The sequence below is a fragment of the Mycobacterium persicum genome, from assembly GCF_002086915.1.
Lineage (GTDB): Bacteria > Actinomycetota > Actinomycetes > Mycobacteriales > Mycobacteriaceae > Mycobacterium > Mycobacterium persicum.
In genome coordinates this window covers 1,538,339-1,555,746 of record NZ_MWQA01000001.1, presented here as the reverse complement: position 1 = coordinate 1,555,746, position 17,408 = coordinate 1,538,339, and the positions used below count along the sequence as shown (strand labels likewise).

The 17,408-nt window shown below is 65.5% G+C and carries 12 protein-coding genes and 1 pseudogene; 7 read left to right on the top strand and 6 right to left on the bottom strand.

What is annotated here, in order from left to right; all coding sequences use genetic code 11:
* On the bottom strand, nt 1–210 hold a 210-nt coding region (locus tag B4U45_RS28995; RefSeq protein ID WP_244899354.1), incomplete at its 3' end, for a 2-oxoglutarate dehydrogenase E1 subunit family protein.
* A gap of 185 nt (nt 211–395) precedes the next feature.
* Nucleotides 396–1,151, bottom strand: a complete 756-nt coding sequence (locus B4U45_RS06885; RefSeq protein WP_075545552.1) for a hypothetical protein — start codon at nt 1,149–1,151, stop codon at nt 396–398.
* Between the two features lie 159 nt (nt 1,152–1,310).
* Between B4U45_RS06885 and B4U45_RS06880 the strand changes: the two genes are divergently transcribed.
* From B4U45_RS06880 to B4U45_RS06875, 3 genes and pseudogenes are all read left to right on the top strand, one after another.
* On the top strand, nt 1,311–3,104 hold the full coding sequence (locus B4U45_RS06880) for an MFS transporter (protein WP_083155063.1): 1,794 nt from the start codon (nt 1,311–1,313) through the stop codon (nt 3,102–3,104).
* A 417-nt stretch (nt 3,105–3,521) separates the two neighbouring features.
* Nucleotides 3,522–3,947: pseudogene (locus B4U45_RS30315) on the top strand (cellulose-binding domain-containing protein); the annotation flags it as partial.
* Nucleotides 3,927–5,363 carry a cellulose binding domain-containing protein gene (locus B4U45_RS06875; protein WP_244899409.1) on the top strand — a complete coding sequence of 479 codons (1,437 nt, stop codon included), beginning with the start codon at nt 3,927–3,929 and terminating at the stop codon, nt 5,361–5,363. The pseudogene B4U45_RS30315 and the gene B4U45_RS06875, both read left to right, overlap by 21 nt.
* A 31-nt stretch (nt 5,364–5,394) precedes the next feature.
* On the opposite strand, the gene B4U45_RS06870 is transcribed toward B4U45_RS06875, so the two are convergent.
* A complete protein-coding gene (locus B4U45_RS06870; RefSeq protein ID WP_219859362.1) occupies nt 5,395–8,814 on the bottom strand; it encodes a TM0106 family RecB-like putative nuclease in 3,420 nt (1,139 codons plus the stop codon).
* Between the two features lie 297 nt (nt 8,815–9,111).
* Here B4U45_RS06870 and B4U45_RS06865 point away from each other — a divergent pair, with 297 nt between their 5' ends.
* The gene (locus B4U45_RS06865; protein ID WP_116671207.1) at nt 9,112–10,593 is read left to right on the top strand and encodes an MFS transporter; all 1,482 of its coding nucleotides are present in this window, start codon (nt 9,112–9,114) and stop codon (nt 10,591–10,593) included.
* Between the two features lie 49 nt (nt 10,594–10,642).
* Here B4U45_RS06865 and B4U45_RS06860 read toward each other — a convergent pair whose 3' ends face one another.
* Both B4U45_RS06860 and B4U45_RS06855 read right to left on the bottom strand, forming a co-directional pair.
* A complete protein-coding gene (locus B4U45_RS06860; RefSeq protein ID WP_075545548.1) occupies nt 10,643–11,227 on the bottom strand; it encodes an LppP/LprE family lipoprotein in 585 nt (194 codons plus the stop codon).
* Nucleotides 11,228–11,475: 248 nt separating this feature from the next.
* Nucleotides 11,476–12,078, bottom strand: a complete 603-nt coding sequence (locus B4U45_RS06855) for a DUF4190 domain-containing protein (protein ID WP_131808250.1) — start codon at nt 12,076–12,078, stop codon at nt 11,476–11,478.
* A 535-nt stretch (nt 12,079–12,613) separates the two neighbouring features.
* On the opposite strand from B4U45_RS06855, the gene B4U45_RS06850 reads away from it, so the two are divergent.
* The 3 genes from B4U45_RS06850 to B4U45_RS06840 all read left to right on the top strand — a co-directional run bounded on the left by B4U45_RS06850 (nt 12,614) and on the right by B4U45_RS06840 (nt 16,275).
* Nucleotides 12,614–14,338, top strand: coding sequence for a DEAD/DEAH box helicase (locus B4U45_RS06850; RefSeq protein ID WP_075545546.1), 1,725 nt, complete (start codon nt 12,614–12,616; stop codon nt 14,336–14,338).
* On the top strand, nt 14,335–15,474 hold the full coding sequence (locus B4U45_RS06845) for an acyltransferase family protein (RefSeq protein ID WP_075545545.1): 1,140 nt from the start codon (nt 14,335–14,337) through the stop codon (nt 15,472–15,474). Before B4U45_RS06850 ends, B4U45_RS06845 begins: the two co-directional genes overlap by 4 nt.
* A gap of 84 nt (nt 15,475–15,558) precedes the next feature.
* On the top strand, nt 15,559–16,275 hold the full coding sequence (locus B4U45_RS06840) for a siderophore-interacting protein (protein ID WP_075545544.1): 717 nt from the start codon (nt 15,559–15,561) through the stop codon (nt 16,273–16,275).
* Nucleotides 16,276–16,364: 89 nt separating this feature from the next.
* On the opposite strand, the gene B4U45_RS06835 is transcribed toward B4U45_RS06840, so the two are convergent.
* On the bottom strand, nt 16,365–17,177 hold the full coding sequence (locus B4U45_RS06835) for a PPE family protein (RefSeq protein ID WP_219859361.1): 813 nt from the start codon (nt 17,175–17,177) through the stop codon (nt 16,365–16,367).
* Nucleotides 17,178–17,408 lie beyond the last annotated feature (231 nt).

Sequence of the window (17,408 nt, the reverse complement as noted above, 5' to 3'; positions counted from 1 at the left end):
GGGCTCTGCCGCGGGCCGGACGGGCTCGGCCGGCGGGGCGGTCGCAACGGGCTGGTCGTCGGCCGGGGCGCTCTGAGCCGGCTCGGGGTTGTAGTCAACCAGGAACTCGTGCCAGCTCGGATCGACCGAGGAGGGGTCGTCGCGGAACTTGCGGTACATCTCCTCGACCAGCCATTCGTTTTGCCCGAACGGTGAACTTATGTTGGCCACGGCCGCTGCTCGCCTCGATTCTCTGTTCTTGACGTCCTACAAGCGCCATGGCGCGACGCCTGCGATTTCTTGCCCGCCCCGGCTGATGGGGCACCTCATATCCTTGGCGGTCCGGCACGCTTCCGCCTCATAAAGGCTAACGCTTTGCTGGCGATTCGCCAGAGACACCCGGGCCGGCCCGGCCGCTAGCTGGCGTCCCGAACAGTCGGCAGTACATACAGGGTGACCGGCCAGCGAACCGGCGGCGCGCCGAACGCCGAACGCGCATTGCGGACCAGCTTCTTGCCCACCAATCGGTTGCCGATGGCGCCGATGACAGCGCCGATGCCGACCGGCAACAGCTTGCCGAACATCAGCGCCCCGCGCTTCAGCGCGAACCTCTTGGCGAAATACTTGAACATCCGGGTGTTGAACTTCGATACCGCCGGAAGTGGCAGCGACGCAACGCTTTCCGAGACCCAGCCGCCGCTGGTGCGTCCGGAACCCATCAGCTCGGCCACCGCACCCTTGCTGCTGTCGCCGACCAGCACCGCCAACACCAGGGCACGACGCCGCTCCCGGTGGTCGAGCGGAATGCCGTGGACCGAGGCCAGAGCCAGCACCAGCAGCGCGGCGGCCTCGAGGAACATCGCGGTCTCGCCCGCGGCCGCCAGCAGCGCGGCCAGGGTGCCGATTCCGGGCAGGGTGGCGACCATACCGATGGCCGCCCCACTGGCCGTCACGGCGGCCACGAAGCGCTTCTCGATCTTGGCGACAATCTCGGCCGGGCTGGCAGCCGGGTGTGCCCGACGCAGCCGGGCCACGTAGGCCTCGGCCGCCGGGGCCTGGATATGTGAGCTGCGTTCGATGATTTGTGCCAACGCCCGCGAGGACGCTTTGGGCCGGCCCGCGCCGGCCGGGTGCTCGTCGGGAACGGATCTCTTGGATCGTCGAGCGCTCATGTTGCCTCTCCTGAGAACGGCGTACCTTCAGGCTAGCGCCCGTCGCACGAATTGCGGACCGAGCGGGAGTCACACCTGCAGGGTGTTCAGGTGCATCGCGGTCGATATGGCGCTCCGGAATAATGCACGTGGATTCGGTAGCCGAAACGAGGTGGGTAGATGACGACGGCCACGAGCCGGATGCCCGCAGCCAGCTACTCGCGGAGCCCGTGGAACGCGCTGTGGTCGATGATGATCGGCTTTTTCATGATCATGCTCGATTCGACAATCGTCGCCATCGCCAACCCGACCATCATGGCGGTGCTGCACGTCGGCTATGCCACCGTGGTCTGGGTGACCAGCGCCTACCTGCTGGGGTATGCGGTGGTATTGCTGGTGGCCGGCCGACTCGGCGACCGGTTCGGGCCCAAGAACCTTTACCTGACCGGACTGGCGGTGTTCACCGCCGCATCGATGTGGTGCGGCTTGTCGGGCAGTGCCGGCGCGCTGATCACCGCTCGAGTGGTGCAGGGTGTGGGCGCCGGGCTGCTTACCCCGCAGACGTTGTCGATCATCACCCGGACCTTTCCCGCTGCCCGCCGCGGTGTCGCGATGAGCATGTGGGGGGCGACTGCCGGCGTCGCCAGCCTGGTCGGGCCGCTGGCCGGGGGGGCACTGGTCGGCGGGCTGGGTTGGGAGTGGATCTTCTTCGTCAACATCCCGATCGGCGTACTCGGCCTGGCGCTGGCGGCCTGGCTGGTCCCGGTCTTGCCGGTCCGGACACAGCGGTTCGACCTGATCGGGGTGGCGTTGTCCGGAATCGGGATGTTCTTGCTTGTTTTCGGGCTACAGGAGGGTCAATCCGCCGGGTGGCAACCGTGGATCTGGGCGGTGCTCGTCGCCGGCCTGGGATTCATGTCGGCGTTCGTCTACTGGCAATCGCTCAACCGGCGCGCGGCGCTGATCCCGCTGGAGATCTTCCGGGACCGCGACTTCAGCCTGTGCGCCGTCGGGGTGGCCGTCACCGCGTTCGCGACCACGGCGATGATGCTGCCGCTGATCTTCTATGCGCAGTCGGTGTGCGGGCTGTCGCCCATTCGCGCCGCGCTACTGATCGCACCGGTGGCGATCAGTAGCGGCGTGCTCGCACCGTTCGTCGGCCGTATCGTCGACACGTCGCACCCACTGCCGGTGGTCGGGTTCGGCTTTTCGGCACTGGCGATCGCGATGACCTGGCTGTCCATCGAGATGGAACCGGACACCCCTGTCTGGCGGCTGGTGTTGCCGTTTTGCGTGATAGGCGTCGGGATGGCGTTCGTCTGGTCGCCGTTGGCCGCCACCGCCACCCGCAATCTGCGGCCCGACCAGGCCGGCGCGAGCTCCGGCGTCTACAACGCCACCCGGCAGCTCGGGGCGGTGCTGGGCAGCGCCAGCATGGCGGCGTTCATGACGTCGCGGATCAGCGCCGAGATGCCGCCCCCGCCTGACGGGGCGCCCGGGTTCGGCGGAGATGGTGGCGGCCTGCAGTTGCCCGAGTTCGTGCGCGCGCCGTTCTCGGCCGCCATGTCGCAGTCGATGCTGCTGCCCGCGTTCATCGCCTTGTTCGGAATCGTGGCCGCGCTGTTCCTGGTCGGCGGCATGGGTGCGACGGCCTCGCGCCGGCTGCTGTCGCAACAGGACCATGGCGACGACTATGGCGACGACGATCAGGACGCGGACCAGGATTTCGATGACGACGACGATTACGTCGAATACATCCTGCAACCGGAACCCGATCGGTGGCACCGGTCGGATGGCGAAATCCCTTGGGCTTATGGGCAATCGCGCGGCGAACCGGTTGACGTGCCCGCCGAGGTCGTGCGCAACGGCTCACACGTCGACTCGTCGCCGCAGACATCGACCTCATCGCTGCTCGGGTCAGGCCAGGCCTACCGCGCGCATTACCTCGACGATCCACACGGCCCCGCCGGCTAGCGTTTTCTCCGGTGTGATCAGCCGGCCGCGTTATTTCGGTTCGGCGCTGCAATGTCGCGCAATGACGCTGCACAGCAATATGCCATCAGCGGCTCGGCCAGCGGTGTGCACATGGGGTGGAGTGACCCTTTGTCTCTCCTGGAAATAGGACCGCCACGCCCGCTGGAGCGGCCCTGGCGGCAACCCATAATAGAATTTGATTCTGCGAAAAACTGCCCCTACGCTGCGTCAAGGCGCAACGTACGAACATTTCATCCTGGCATCGATTCGGTCAATATCGAGCAGCTTGAAAAGCAATGCTAAGCATTCGGCAAAGGCGTGATTTCGAGAATTAGAAGATTACCCGCCGATATCGGTTCGAGAAAGATCCGGCAGCTGTGAGCAAAATATCACCGGCCGGGGTCATACGTTAGGCCGATGCCAAATTCAATTCGATGCGAATTACGAAAACTCTGGCAACCATCGCTTGTCGCCGTCTTGTCGATGCTTCTCGTGGCCGTCTGCGTTGTCGTGGTCACTCCGGTGGCCCGAGCTGCCGGCGTGACGGCGAAGCTGGCGGTGACATCGCAATGGAGTACCGGCTTTGTCGCCAACTACACGATCTCCAATTCGGGTGCGACTGCGCTGTCCGACTGGAAGGTCGAGTTCGACCTTCCCGCAGGCGAATCCATCACCAATGCGTGGAGCACCAAACTCGCCCAGTCCGGCACGCATTACACGCTGACCCCCGAAGACTGGACGCGAACGATCGCACCCGGCGGTTCGGTCACCGTCGGGTTCCAGGCCGCCCAGACCGGAACGTATTCACCGCCGGCGAACTGCCTGGTCAACGGACAGCCGTGCGCCGGTGTCGGGGCGACCGCCACCACGCCCCCGACCCCCCCGACCGCCAGTCCGGCCACAACCTCCACCAGCCCGGCAACCACTACCGCGCCGGCCGGGACTGCCGGCGCCTACACCGCCGCCTTCGCCAAGATCAGCGACTGGGGCAACGGTTTCAACGGCAACTTCACGATCACCAACCCCGGCCCGACGCCACTGAGCGACTGGAAGCTCGAGTTCGACATGCCGGCCGGCCAGACCCTGACCAGCGCCTGGAACGCCAAGCTTGCCGCGCAGGGAACCCATTACGTGCTCACGCCGGAGGATTGGACGCGCACGGTGGCCGCCAACGGGGGCACGGCAAGCCTGGGCATGCAGGGCGCATACGCGGGTAGCTTCGCCGCGCCGACGAACTGCACCCTCAACGGCCAGCCCTGCTCGGGCAGTGGCGTCACACCACCCCCGACGACGAGCACGACCACGCCGACCACCACCCCGCCCGTCACCCCTGGCGGGGCAACGCCGGCGCGATTCGCCCCCTATGTCGATATGACGCTCTACCCGCAGTTCGACTATGCGTCGGCCACCCGCACGGGCGGGCTCAGGCACGTGACGCTGGGCTTCATCGTCAGCGGCGCACCGTGCACGGCATCATGGGGCACCTACTACGGGCTCAAGGACCAGTGGGTCACCTCGGCGATCGGAGCGCTGACCGCTGGCGGCGCCGACGCGATCGTCTCTTTCGGCGGAGTCGCCAACCAGGAGCTGGCGCTGACCTGCACCAGCGTCGATGCGCTTGTTGCGCAATACAAGTCGGTGATCGACGCCTATGGGATCCGCGATCTGGACTTCGACATCGAGGGTGCGGCCCAGAATGACGTCGCATCACTGACCCGCCGGTCTCAGGCGATCGCCAAGTTACAGGCGGACAGCAGGGCCGCCGGTAACCCGGTGCGCGTCTCGTTCACCCTGCCGGTGCTGCCGACCGGTCTGACCGCCGACGGGTTGCGGGTGGTGCAGAACGCCATTGCCAACGGTGCGGACATCGGCCAGGTGAACGTGATGGCGATGGACTATTACGACCCGGCCTTCGATTACAGCGGAAAGATGGGCGACCTCGCGATTCAGGCGGCCCAGCGGGTCCACGATCAGCTGGCTCCGCTGTATCCGTCGAAGTCCGACGCCCAGGTCTGGGCGATGGTGGGGGTGACACCGATGATCGGCGTCAACGATGACCTCCGGGAGGTGTTCACCGTGGCCGACGCCGACAAGCTGACGGCCTTTGCCCGGCAGAAGGGTCTTGGCCGGCTTGCCATGTGGTCGGCCAACCGCGACTCACAATGCCCGCCCGGAACTCCGCAACCGTCGAATACCTGCAGCGGTGTGACCCAAACCGCTTGGGCCTTCTCGAGTTCTTTCAAACAGTTCGGGGGGTGATCCACGCCGCTTGATTAGGTGGCCCCCCGGGCTAACTATGGGGCGGCCGCGAGGTCAATGCCAGGAAGGCTCCCAAGTCGATCAATCCCGCGGGTGTGGTCGGCAGATATTGGGTCAGTAACTCGGAGCGCACGACGACCGCCGCGTACTGCGCCCGGCTGATGGCCACATTGAGCCGATTCCTGTTGAGCAGGAACGATATGCCGCGGGGCACGTCGTCTGCCGAAGAGGCCGTCATCGAGATGAAGACGACGGGCGCCTGCCCGCCCTGGAACTTGTCGACGGTGCCGACCCGGATTGCGTCCAGGCCGGCGGACCTCAACCGCTGCCGCAGCAATCCCACTTGGGCGTTGTACGGCGCCAGCACCAGCAGGTCGGAAGCCGCCAACGGCCGCGTGCCGCCCTCGTCGGTCCACGACCGTCCGAGCAGCGCCCGGATCTCGGTCAGTATCGCCTCGGCCTCCTCTGGGCTCTCGGTCGAATTACCTTGGTGCGCAACGGAAAGCACATGCACGCCGGGCTGGTAGCCGGCAACGCGACGGGCGGCGGTGGGCTCGGCGTGAGACTGTAGTCTGCCTTCGTAGGACAGCATCGAAACGGCCGCGCAGACCGCCGGATGCATTCGGTAGGAGCGGTCCAGAAAATAGCCACGTTCGTCGGGCAGGGTGCGCTGCCCGTCGACCAGCCATTCCAGCGCCGAGGCGTCGACTGGTTCGGGATGAGCGCCCTGGCTGACCTGAGGAAGCTGTTGCGGGTCGCCGAGCAACAACATGTTCGTCGCCGCCGGCGCCACCGCGATGGTGTTGGCCAGACTGAATTGGCCGGCCTCGTCGATCACCAGCAGATCCAGGCCGCCGCGGGGCACGCGGTGCTCGTTGGCGAAATCCCAGGCGGTGCCGCCGATCACGCATCCCGGATGGTCAGCGATGAATGCCGGGTAGTGCTTCTCGTCGATCAGCTGCCAGCGCGGAGCAGCGCGGTCATACTTTTTCTTGGCGATGCACCCGGGATCCAAGCCGGCGTCGATCACACACTCCAACAGGTTCTCCACAGCGGCGTGCGATTGCGCGACGACGCCGATGCGCCAGGAATGCTCGACGACCAATCGCTTGATCACCCCTGCGGCGGTGTGCGTCTTGCCGGTCCCCGGCGGCCCGTGTACCGCGACGTATGAGGCGTCCAGTTCCAGCACCGCCGCGCTAAGGTCGGCGACGATGTCGGTTCCCCGCGGTAGCCGGGTGCGTGGCGGATGCCGCAGCAGCACGTCGACCAGCGCCGTACGGGGCAGTCGCGGCAGCCCGACAGCGACCGCGGATGCCGTGGCCTCGATGGACTTGCGCAGCACCGTTGTCGGTACGGGTGGCCCGGGGGCCAGCGCGAACGGCAGTTGCTCAAACGTGTTGCCGTCACTGCCGGTTCGCTCCAGAATCACCACCTCGGTAGGCAGACCCGGGTCGTCGACCCCGACAACCTCGGCGTGGCCCGCGGCCCGCCGGTCGGGGTCGCCGCTGATTCCGGGCGGAGCCGGCGGGTCGTAGAGGGCGAACACGCTCGTCTTGAGGTCGCCGCGCGCCAGTTCGCCGGTCAGCCGCACCCGCCGTTGCGGTTTACGTGCTCGCGGGGGCGTATGCCAGGCGGCAACCACCGACTTTTCGGCGACAACGAAAACGTCTGCGCTGTCCGACCATTCGTCGAGCGGGTAGTTCAGCCGGTCGAAGTGTGCCCACCAGAACGGCTTGTCCTCGCGGCGGTGGTAGCCGCGTGCCGCCGACAGCAACGCGACGACATTTTGTTCCGGTGTGCGCTCGAGCGCTGCGCCGTCACCGATGAAGGTCGCCAATGTTGCGGCTAACTCATCGTGATCTTCGACCCGGCCGCTGTCGGCAACCGGCTGGATCCCGATCGGTGTGACGCCTGCTTCCCAAGCGCGCATCAGTAACCAATCGCGCAGTTCGCGGGTGGAGCGGCAGTCGTAGTGATTGTAGTCTTCGATCTCGTTCAGCACCGCCGCGGCCTCATCCGTGCGGCCTTCGGCGCGTAATTCGCAGTAGTGCGCGTAGCAGGTGATCGAGTCGGCTGCCGTCGTGACCTCACCGGCACGCAACCGGGAGCCCATATAGAGCGGCTCCAGCGCTTTGAGGCTGAACGACTCCCCGCCGGCGCGAAGGCTTTTGCGCACCAACGGGTAGAGGTCGACGAGAACACCGTTGCGCAACAACTCGTCGACGTCGTCCTCACCGACGCCGTGGCGCCCGGCGAGCCGCAGCAGTGCCGTCTTCTCGTACGGCGCGTAATGGTAGATGTGCATGTTGGGATGGCGACGGCGACGTTTGGCCACCAGCGCCAGAAAATCCTTGAGGGCCTGACGTTCCTGTGCCCGGTCGTGTGCCCATAGCGGACGGAAGGCTCCCGCAGGTCCGGATTCCAACACGCCGAACAGGTACTCCAGCCCCCACTCGTGGCCGTCGGCGGTCCACAGCGGATCGCCTTCGAAGTCGAAGAACAAGTCGCCGGCGTTGGGTTCCGGCAATAGCGCCAGCGGCTGCGGGTCGACAATCTCGTACTGCGGTTCACCGGTATTACGTTGCCGCACTTGTATTTTGGCTTGCGCAGTCAGCTTGCCGAGGATGCTTGGCGCCAGGCCCGGCACCGGTTGGGCGTGTTTGGCCAGCTCGTCGACTGTCGTGATGTTGGCGTCGAGCAGCTTTTCCCGCTGGGTGACACGCATCCCTGCCACCAGCAGCAGGTCGTCGGTTGCACGCAGTTGCTCTGTGCACAGCGGACAACGAAAACAGGCGCGAACGCCAGGATCGTCCCAGCGCACCGCGGTGCCCGAGGCGTAGTGGCCGTCGAGGAGGTGCTGCAATGCCGCGCGCTGGGTCCGGTACACCGGAATCAGATCGCCGACGCGGTAATGCACGACTGTGCCGTCACCAAGTTGCAGCTCGGCGTACGGGCCCACCGGCACGCCTGCGGTGGCCAGCGCGTCGGCGTAGGCCGCCAGCTGCAGCAAGGCCGTCACTTGGGGCGAGCGGGCCAGCTTGGTGTCGACGACTCGGTAGCGCTCGCCATCGCGGATCAGGAAGTCGGCAAAGCCGACGAAGCGACCGTCGAACATCGCGGCCTGGTACACCACCTGGGCGCGGTTGGCGATGGCGCGTTGAGTCGCCTCGGCGGCGGCCGCCAGGCCGGCGAGTGTATATGCCGGACGGCCGATGACAGCGACATCGTCGCCGAACTCGTCACGCAATCGGTCGAGCTGGCGTTGTTCATGCTTTACACCCAAATCGGCGGTGCGCAAAAGTATCTCGTCCTCGACGGCCACGGCGGGGCCCCGGCCCAACTTCGCGTCGAAATCCCGCAACAGCGCGTACTCACAGCTTGCAGCCGAGGCGAGATCCGAGGCGCTGTAGACGATTCTTGCTCCAAGACTGCCACCGCTGACGAACACAGCAGTAACGGTAGGGGAGAGCTCCGACAAGCTCGCTGATACGGGTTCGGCTCCACCGCGGCCGGACACTCCTCCGGAAACTTGCTGTCCACGCAACAGTTGCTTCGAAACCTTCTGCTGGACGCGTGTTAGCAGCCTGCCTAGCGTTTGTGACACGGATCAGTCGGGCTAGTGATGCGATCCCGCGGCGGTGGTGCTAGGCGGCGTTCCGACACGATCGGGGTGTCGAAACGAAATGGGTAGACGGCCATGGCGATGACACGGTTTGGCGAGCGCGGGGGACACGCCGCATCGACAATGCCGCGAAACGTCGCCAGTGCTACAAGTTTTCGTAGACTATGGGCGATCCTGGCGACAATGCTGGTCGGCCGTTTCATGATCCTGCTCGACTCCACGATCGTTGTCGTGGCCAACCCAAGCATCATGGCTGCGCTCAATACCACGCACGACATGGTGATCTGGGTGACCAGCGCTTACCTGCTGGCCTTCGCGGTGCCGCTGCTGATGGCCGGACGTCTCGGTGACCGCTTCGGCCAAAAGTATCTCTATGTGCTGGGTCTCGCCATCTTTGTCTGCGCTTCGGCGTGGTGTGGCCTGTCCGGCAGCGTCGGCATGCTGATCGCTGCCCGTACGGTCCAAGGCGCCGGAGCCGCGCTACTTGCACCGCAGATACTGTCGACGATCACCCGTCTCTTTCCACCGCAGCGTCGCGGTGCCGCGATGAGCGTATGGGGCGTCACTGCCGGGGTCGCTAACTCGGTCGGGCCGTTGGCCAGCGGTGTTTTTGTCGACGCCCTTGGTTGGCAGTGGATCTTTCTCATCAATATCCCGGTTGGCATCGTCGGCCTGGCGCTGGCGATTTGGCTTATCCCGGTGATGCCAACCCATCGGCATCGGTTCGATGTGGTCGGGGTCGGCTTGTCTGCGATCGGCCTGTTGCTGATCGTTTTCGGACTGCAGCAGGGCCCGTCGGCCGACTGGGAGCCGTGGATCTGGGCGATGATCGTCGCCGGGGTCGCGTTCATCTCGGTATTCGTCTACTGGCAGTCAATCAACGCCCGCGAGCCGCTGATCCCGCCGCGGATCTTCGGTGATCGGGACTTCACCATGTCCACCCTCGGGGTGGCAGCAATGTCGTTCACCATGACATCGATGACGCTGCCGGTGATGTTCTACGCGCAAGCAGTGCGCGGGATGTCGCCGATCCGCGCGGCCCTGCTGACGGCGTCGATGGCAGTCGTCAGCGGTTCCCTGGCCCCGATGGTCGGCAAGATTGTCGATAGATCCCATCCACGGACCGTGGTCGGGTTCGGCTTCTCGATGGTGGCGATCGGACTGATCTGGCTCTCTTTCGAGATGTCCCCAGCCGCGCCGATGTGGCGGCTAATCGCGCCCTTTATTCCGATGGGAGTCGGGGTGGCGTTCGTTTGGTCGCCGTTGGCCGCCACCGCGACCCGCAACCTGCCGCCAGATCTGGCTGGTGTGAGCTCGGGTGTATACGACGCGACTAGACAACTTGGCGCCGTGCTGGGCAGCGCCGGTATGGCAGCGCTGATGACATCGCGGATCGCGGCCGAGATCCCGGCGCGGCCTGGCAGCACCTCACCAGCGGCGGTACCCGGCAGCACTGGCACCAGCGTGTTGCTGCCTGAGTTGCTACGCGAGCCGTTCTCCGCGGCAACGTCGCAGTCGATGTGGCTGCCCGCGGTTGTCGCGCTAGTCGGTATAGCCGCCGCGCTGTTCATGGTTGGGTTGCGCCGCGCCAATGCCTGGCAGTAAACCGATCCCAACCGGACGCAGGTGAGGAGATCGCCGGCGGTACTGCTGCTCAGCCATTACCGATGATTTCCACTGCGCTGCCGTTCCAACGGAATTTCACCACGCTGTTGAGACCCATACCGTTGGCGTAGGTCAACGCGACGGTGTTGCCGTTGGTTTGTGAGTCATCAATTCCGTTGAACCCATACGTGTCAGGCACACCCTGCGGGATGAACTTGCCAAGGTGGAACATCACCGCACGAGTAGTGGGATTAGTGTCGTTGGTGTTGGCCTTGATGATCACCGCGGACAGCTGCGCGCACTCGTTATAGTTGCCGGCCAGCGGTTCCGGATTCCAGGGCTGCTGACTGCGAGGATCGCGAGGCAGCTCGGACACGACTCGAACGATTGCCGGCGAGGCGAGGTTGACCGCACACGGGTCGGCCGGGGCCGCACTACTGGTGGGTGGGGCCGCCGTCGCCGACGACGGGTTCGTTGGGCTCGACGCGCTGGAGGCAGCGACGGGAGGTGTGGTTGCCCGCGGTGTCTTTGCGACCGTGGAATCCCCCGAACCACAGCCCGTCAATGTCGCGGCGACCAATGCCGTCGCAGACACGCCAATCAGTGACGCGGCACGGCGGGAGAGCGACCACACAATCGGAACCGTACCGCGATCGGGCTGCGGAGCGTGTCAGGCGTGGCCGTGGCAGCGAGATCAGGCGTAGGGTGATCGCGAGCCCGGCGGTGCCGGGCCGGCGATCACCAGGGGGCTCGCCGAGGGTAACGCCACGGCGAACTTTCGACGCAAATCTCGCCGTGGCGTTCCGCTCGCGGTACACGAAATACCAACATGCCGAATGACTGCCGCGAAAACCATTGCATCGAGCCACAATCTGCGACTGCCTACTTGGTCGGTGGCGGCATCGGCGCGTACTTCGACGCTTCGACGACCCTGAAGGTCGCCTTCCTCATCGTGTCGTACTTGTCGCTGGCAACGAAGACGAACATGTCCTTCCGGGTGGCTTCACCTGGCGCAAGTGCCTCAACGAAAGCGGTGTCGGCTGCGATACGATTTCCGTTGGCATCCAAGGCTTCAACGTCGACGCTGAAGGATGCGCTCTTATTGCTCTTGTTCCGAAGCGTCACAACCATCTTGCCGGGCTTGTGCGGATCGTCATCAGTGACAAATTCACCGAACTGCACGTCGAGATCGTTTCGCAGAATATCTTCCGTGCTCTGGCCAGTTATGGCCTTCCGTGAGTCGCCTCGGTCCTTGAAGGAGTTGGCGATGACAACAATCCAAAAGGTCGCCAGGATCAGTGCCAGCACGCACAGCAGCGTGCCGGCAATGGCCATGGCTTTGCCTGCCCGGACTCCTTTGCTCGCCCGAATCATCGCGATGACGCCACACGCAAGGCCCACCACGGCGAACGGAAAGGCCGCTATCCCGAGGGCGGGAACCAGCCCTAGACAAGAACCGAAGACGCCACACAAAAGAGCAGTCACCGCGAAAACGTTGCCTCTTTGTGGCCGCGGCGGGTGCTGCGAAGGAACTTGCGGGGGCAGCCCACGCGCTGCTGGGGCCTGTTGCCACGCTTGAGGTGGCGGTTGGGACGACATGCAGACCTCGATCGGTGAAAGCGTCGTTGCTGATGGACGGAAGCTAAGCCGCAGTACCGGCGGCACCAGAAGTGCCAGAAGTCCCTGACCAAAAGCTAAATGGCCCTTTCCGACCAATTGGGCCGAGACGGGACGAGGCCAGGCTCCGTAGCAGGACAAAACCCCCGACGGGCGGCGGCGGGAGCAGCAAACGCTCGCTGCTCTCACCGACAGTGATCGCTGTCGGGGTGATTGTCTACCGCGCGGCGTCGGTTGCCATGTTCCTGGCGCACGTTCGTAAGGTGCCGCCGATGCCGAGGGCATCTGTGGACACCCGAATTCGTCGTCGAGATATCGAATCACCGCGGCCATTCCCCTTGGCGGCCGATCGGCAGCCGTGCCGTACGGCATAACGGTGGATCCCGGCTAAACTCCGTGTCAAATGGTCACCCCGGACAACATGCCCGTCGCCCCTCCCGACACCTTCGTCGACCTGCAGATCCGTCCCTCGGTCCTGCGGGCGATCGCTGCCGTCGGTTACGAGTCGCCGACAGCTATCCAGGCCGCGACGATTCCGGCGCTGATGGCCGGTTCCGACGTGGTGGGGCTGGCGCAGACCGGAACCGGCAAGACCGCCGCGTTCGCGCTCCCGATCCTGTCCAAAATCGACGTCACCAGCACCGCGACCCAGGCGCTGATTCTGGCGCCCACCCGGGAGTTGGCGCTGCAGGTCGCCGAGGCGTTCAGCCGCTATGGGGCGTATCTGCCCAAGCTCAATGTGCTGCCGATCTACGGCGGGTCGTCGTATGCCGTGCAGCTGGCCGGGCTGAGGCGCGGCGCGCAAATCATTGTCGGCACCCCCGGTCGGGTCATCGACCACCTGGAGCGCGGGACGCTGGACCTGTCCCGGGTGGACTACCTGGTGCTCGACGAGGCCGACGAGATGCTGGCCATGGGTTTCGCCGAAGACGTCGAGCGCATCCTGTCCGACACCCCGGAATACAAACAGGTGGCCCTCTTTTCGGCGACCATGCCCCCGGCGATCCGCAAGATCACCGCCAAGTACCTGCACGACCCCCTGGAAGTCACGTCCAAAGCGAAAACAGCCACCGCGGAGAACATTTCGCAGCGCTATATCCAGGTGGCGGGTCCGCGCAAGATGGACGCCCTCACCCGAGTCCTCGAGGTCGAGCCCTTCGAGGCGATGATCGTGTTCGTCCGCACCAAGCAGGCGACCGAAGAGGTTGCCGAAAAGCTAAGGGCGCGAGGCTTTTCCGCGGCGGCCATCAACGGCGACATTCCGCAGCAGCAGCGGGAGCGAACCATCACGGCGCTGCGGGAAGGCGGTCCCAAAGGCATCGACATACTGGTCGCCACCGACGTGGCGGCCCGCGGACTCGACGTCGAACGCATATCGCATGTGCTCAACTACGACATCCCGCATGACACCGAGTCCTACGTGCACCGCATCGGACGCACCGGCCGGGCCGGTCGCTTCGGAGCCGCGCTGTTGTTCGTCTCCCCGCGCGAACGCCACCTGCTCAAGGCGATCGAAAAAGCCACCCGGCAAACGATGACCGAGGCCGAGTTGCCCACCGTCGAGGACGTCAACGCGCAGCGGGTGGCGAAGTTCTCCGATTCGATCACCGATGCGCTGGCAAAACCCGGCGTCGAGCTGTTCCGCAAGCTGGTCGAGGACTACCAACGCGAGCATGATGTGCCGATGGCCGACATCGCCGCGGCGTTGGCACTGCAGTCGCGAGACGGCGAGGCATTCCTGCTGGGACCCGAACCACCACCCGAGCGGCGCAGCGAGCCCAAGAAGCCCGCAAGCGATCAGCGTGCCGAACGGCCCGAAAAGCGTCGAAACGGCCCGCCGCTGAGCACGTACCGGATCTCAGTCGGCAAGCGTCACAAGATCGGTCCGGGCGCCATCGTCGGTGCGATCGCCAACGAAGGCGGGTTGCACCGCAGCGATTTCGGCCACATCGCCATCGGGGCGGACTTCTCGCTGGTGGAGCTGCCCGCCAAGCTGCCGCGCGCGACCCTCAAAAAGCTCGAAACTACCCGGATCTCCGGCGTGTTGATCGACCTGCGGCCGGACCGGCCGGCCGGCAAGGCGCGCCGCTCCGACAGTGGCAAGCCACGCCGGAAACGGGTCGGATGACCCTGTCCAAGGCCGAGGACGACCAAGGCGGACTCGAGCAGATCTCACACGTGGACCGCGTCGCGTCGCTGACCGGAATCCGGGCAGTCGCGGCCCTTCTGGTGGTTGGCACCCATGCGGCTTACACCACCGGTAAGTACACCCACGGCTATTGGGGCCTGGTGTCGTCCCGGATGGAGATCGGTGTGCCGATCTTCTTCGTGCTGTCCGGTTACCTGTTGTTCCGTCCGTGGGTGCGCTCCGCCGCCACCGACGGCCCACCACCGTCGCTGAGCCGCTATGCCTGGCATCGGGTCCGGCGGATCATGCCCGCCTACGTCGTCGTCGTGCTGATCGCCTACGTGATCTACCACTTCCGCACCGCCGGGCCCAACCCAGGACACAGCTGGATGGGGCTGGTGCGCAACCTGACGTTGACCCAGATCTACACGGATGGCTATCTCGGTTCCTATCTTCATCAGGGGCTGACCCAGATGTGGAGCCTGGCGGTGGAGGCAGCCTTCTACGTGGCCCTGCCATTCCTGGCCTACGTGCTCCTGGTGCTGGTCAGCCGGCGGCGCTGGCAGCCCAGGTTGTTGGTCGGGGCGCTGGCGGGAATGGCAACGATCACGCCGCTCTGGTTGGTCCTGATACACACCATCGGCTGGTTTCCCGACGGTGCTCGGCTCTGGTTGCCCAGTTACCTGGCCTGGTTTCTCGGCGGCATGATGCTGACCGTCTTGCAGGCCATGGGCGTGCGCTGCTACGCGTTTGCCGCCCTGCCGTTGGCCGTCGTCTGCTATTTCATCGCCTCCACGCCGATCGCCGGCGCACCCACCACATCGCCGTCGGCGGTGACCGAGGCAGTGGTCAAGGCGTGCTTCTACGCCGTGATCGCAACGCTGGCGGTGGCACCGCTGGCCCTTGGCGATCAGGGCTGGTACTCGCGGCTGCTGGCCAGCCGACCGATGGTGTGGCTTGGTGAGATCTCCTACGAGATCTTCCTGGTCCACCTGGTGACCATGGAATTCGCCATGGTTCACGTGGTCCGCTACCGGGTATACACCGGATCGATGCTGAACCTCTTCATCGCGACGATGGTGGTGACCATCCCGGTGGCCTGGCTGCTGCACCGGTTTACCCGAGTCAAGACGTAGGTGTCGGCGCCGTCCGGCCGTTCAGCATTTTAGGTTACCCTGCCCTAAATTGATGCGAACGCGACGAAGGAACAACAGCGACTCATGACCGAACACAAGGCATCACGGGGCTGGCAGGGTGCGGTGTTGAAGCTCATGCGGGCCGGGGACTACCGGCTCACGGTGACCGGCTGGCGTGAGATCAGCCCGCACTACCTGCGGTTGAGCTTCGACGACGGCGGGATGTTGGGTGAACATGCCGTGCATCCGACCATGTGGATCCGGATGTGGTTCGCCGATGGCGACAAGTCGCACCAGCGCGGTTACACGCTGGTCGACCCCGATCCGGCTGCGGGCGTATTCGACGTCGAGTTCGCCCTGCACGAGGGCATCGCGTCGAACTGGGCGCGCAACGCGCAACCCGGCGACACCATCGAGGCGACGGTGCTGGGCAGCAAGTTCGCCATCCCAGATCCGCCACCCGGCGGCTACGTCATCGTCGGCGACACCGCATCACTGCCGGCGATCAACTCCTTGCTCGAGTCGATCGGCGACGCCCCCGCGCGAGTGTTTCTCGAGGCCGGCTACGACGAGGACAAATCGTTACCGGTCGCCCGCGCCGACGACGTCACGTGGGTGGATCGCAAGGACGACGGCAACGCGCTGCTCGAGACGGTGCGCGGGGCCGCGTTCGACGCGGGCGATCACTTCGGCTGGGTTGCCAGCAGCACCCGCACCACCCGCTCGGTCGCCAAGGCATTGCGTGAGGACTTCGGCATTCCGCGCAAAGCTATTAAGGCGCAAGCCTATTGGATGGCCTGACCGGCGAAGCGGCTCAGCTCGACCCCGGCCTGCGAATCGCAGGGTGACCGCCGCCGTATGGGGCGTTGCTCTCGACGGGTAACGGCCGATTACTTCCGCATCACCGGCACCGTCGGGACCCGTGGCTCCACCGGAACCCGATGTATGGGCGGTACCGGCCTCGGAGTGGGTGTCGGCGGTGTCGTGGGCCTCGGAGCTGGCGGCGGCGTCACCGGCGGCGGTGTGGTGGGCGGCGGGGTCACCGGCGGCGGCGTCACCGGCGGCGGGGTCGTGGGCGGCGGCGGCGTCACCGGCGGCGGCGTGGTGGGAGGCGGGGTCACCGGCGGCGGTGTTGTCGTAGGCGGCGGGGTCCCGCATGGCGGTATGGGTATCCGCGGCAGGCCTCTCAGCAACTGCTGAATCGGACACAACTGCGACCAGGCCTGTGAGACGCCGACGTGGTATCCGAACATCGCTGAGACATCCCGGGCCCACATCTCCTCATATTCGGCTTCCATCGCCGCGATCGCCGGCATGTTGAATCCAAAGATGTTGGTATTCGCCAGGGCTCGGGTGATGGCCCGGTTGGCGGCAATAATCAACGGCGACACGGTGGCGGCGCACGCCGCCTCGAAAGCCGCCGCCACGGCGCCGGCTTGGCAGGCTGCCCCCTCGGAATGGGAAGCCGCGATGGCAAGCCACGCCGCATACGGTGCGGCAGCCTCGGTCATCTTCGCCGCCGCCGCACCCTGCCACGCTCCGCACGCCAGGTCGGAGGTCACGGCCGCGAATGACGCTGCCGCCCAGCGCAACTCGCCCGCCAACTCACCCCAGGCCGTTGCCGCCGTAAGCATTGGCCCCGATCCGGCGCCAGAACATAACAGGGCTGAATTGACCTCTGGCGGAAACATGGCGTACGACATCGTCGATCCTTCCTTACCGGCACCTCACTCAGTTGCTTTCGCGCACGTATCCGTGCACAGCCGGCGCCCACGCCGGCAGGCCCTCTGACAGCGCGCGTCGGTAACGGCGAGCGGCGCACGGCCAACCTCGGCAACGGGCCGGGCGGCGGCAGGATGGGCCGTCTGTTGCGCTTACCGACATGCCGCGAAACCACCTCCACCCCGGCTGAACATTCCAGTCTGGTCGCCGAA

Excerpts from the sequence above, each read along its gene's own strand:
- B4U45_RS06885 (WP_075545552.1), bottom strand. The coding sequence starts at position 1,151 with ATGAGCGCTCGACGATCCAAGAGATCCGTTCCCGACGAGCACCCGGCC.
- B4U45_RS06880 (WP_083155063.1), top strand. The coding sequence starts at position 1,311 with ATGACGACGGCCACGAGCCGGATGCCCGCAGCCAGCTACTCGCGGAGC.
- B4U45_RS06865 (WP_116671207.1), top strand. The coding sequence starts at position 9,112 with ATGCCGCGAAACGTCGCCAGTGCTACAAGTTTTCGTAGACTATGGGCG.
- B4U45_RS06850 (WP_075545546.1), top strand. The coding sequence starts at position 12,614 with ATGGTCACCCCGGACAACATGCCCGTCGCCCCTCCCGACACCTTCGTC.
- B4U45_RS06845 (WP_075545545.1), top strand. The coding sequence starts at position 14,335 with ATGACCCTGTCCAAGGCCGAGGACGACCAAGGCGGACTCGAGCAGATC.
- B4U45_RS06840 (WP_075545544.1), top strand. The coding sequence starts at position 15,559 with ATGACCGAACACAAGGCATCACGGGGCTGGCAGGGTGCGGTGTTGAAG.
- B4U45_RS06835 (WP_219859361.1), bottom strand. The coding sequence starts at position 17,177 with ATGTCGTACGCCATGTTTCCGCCAGAGGTCAATTCAGCCCTGTTATGT.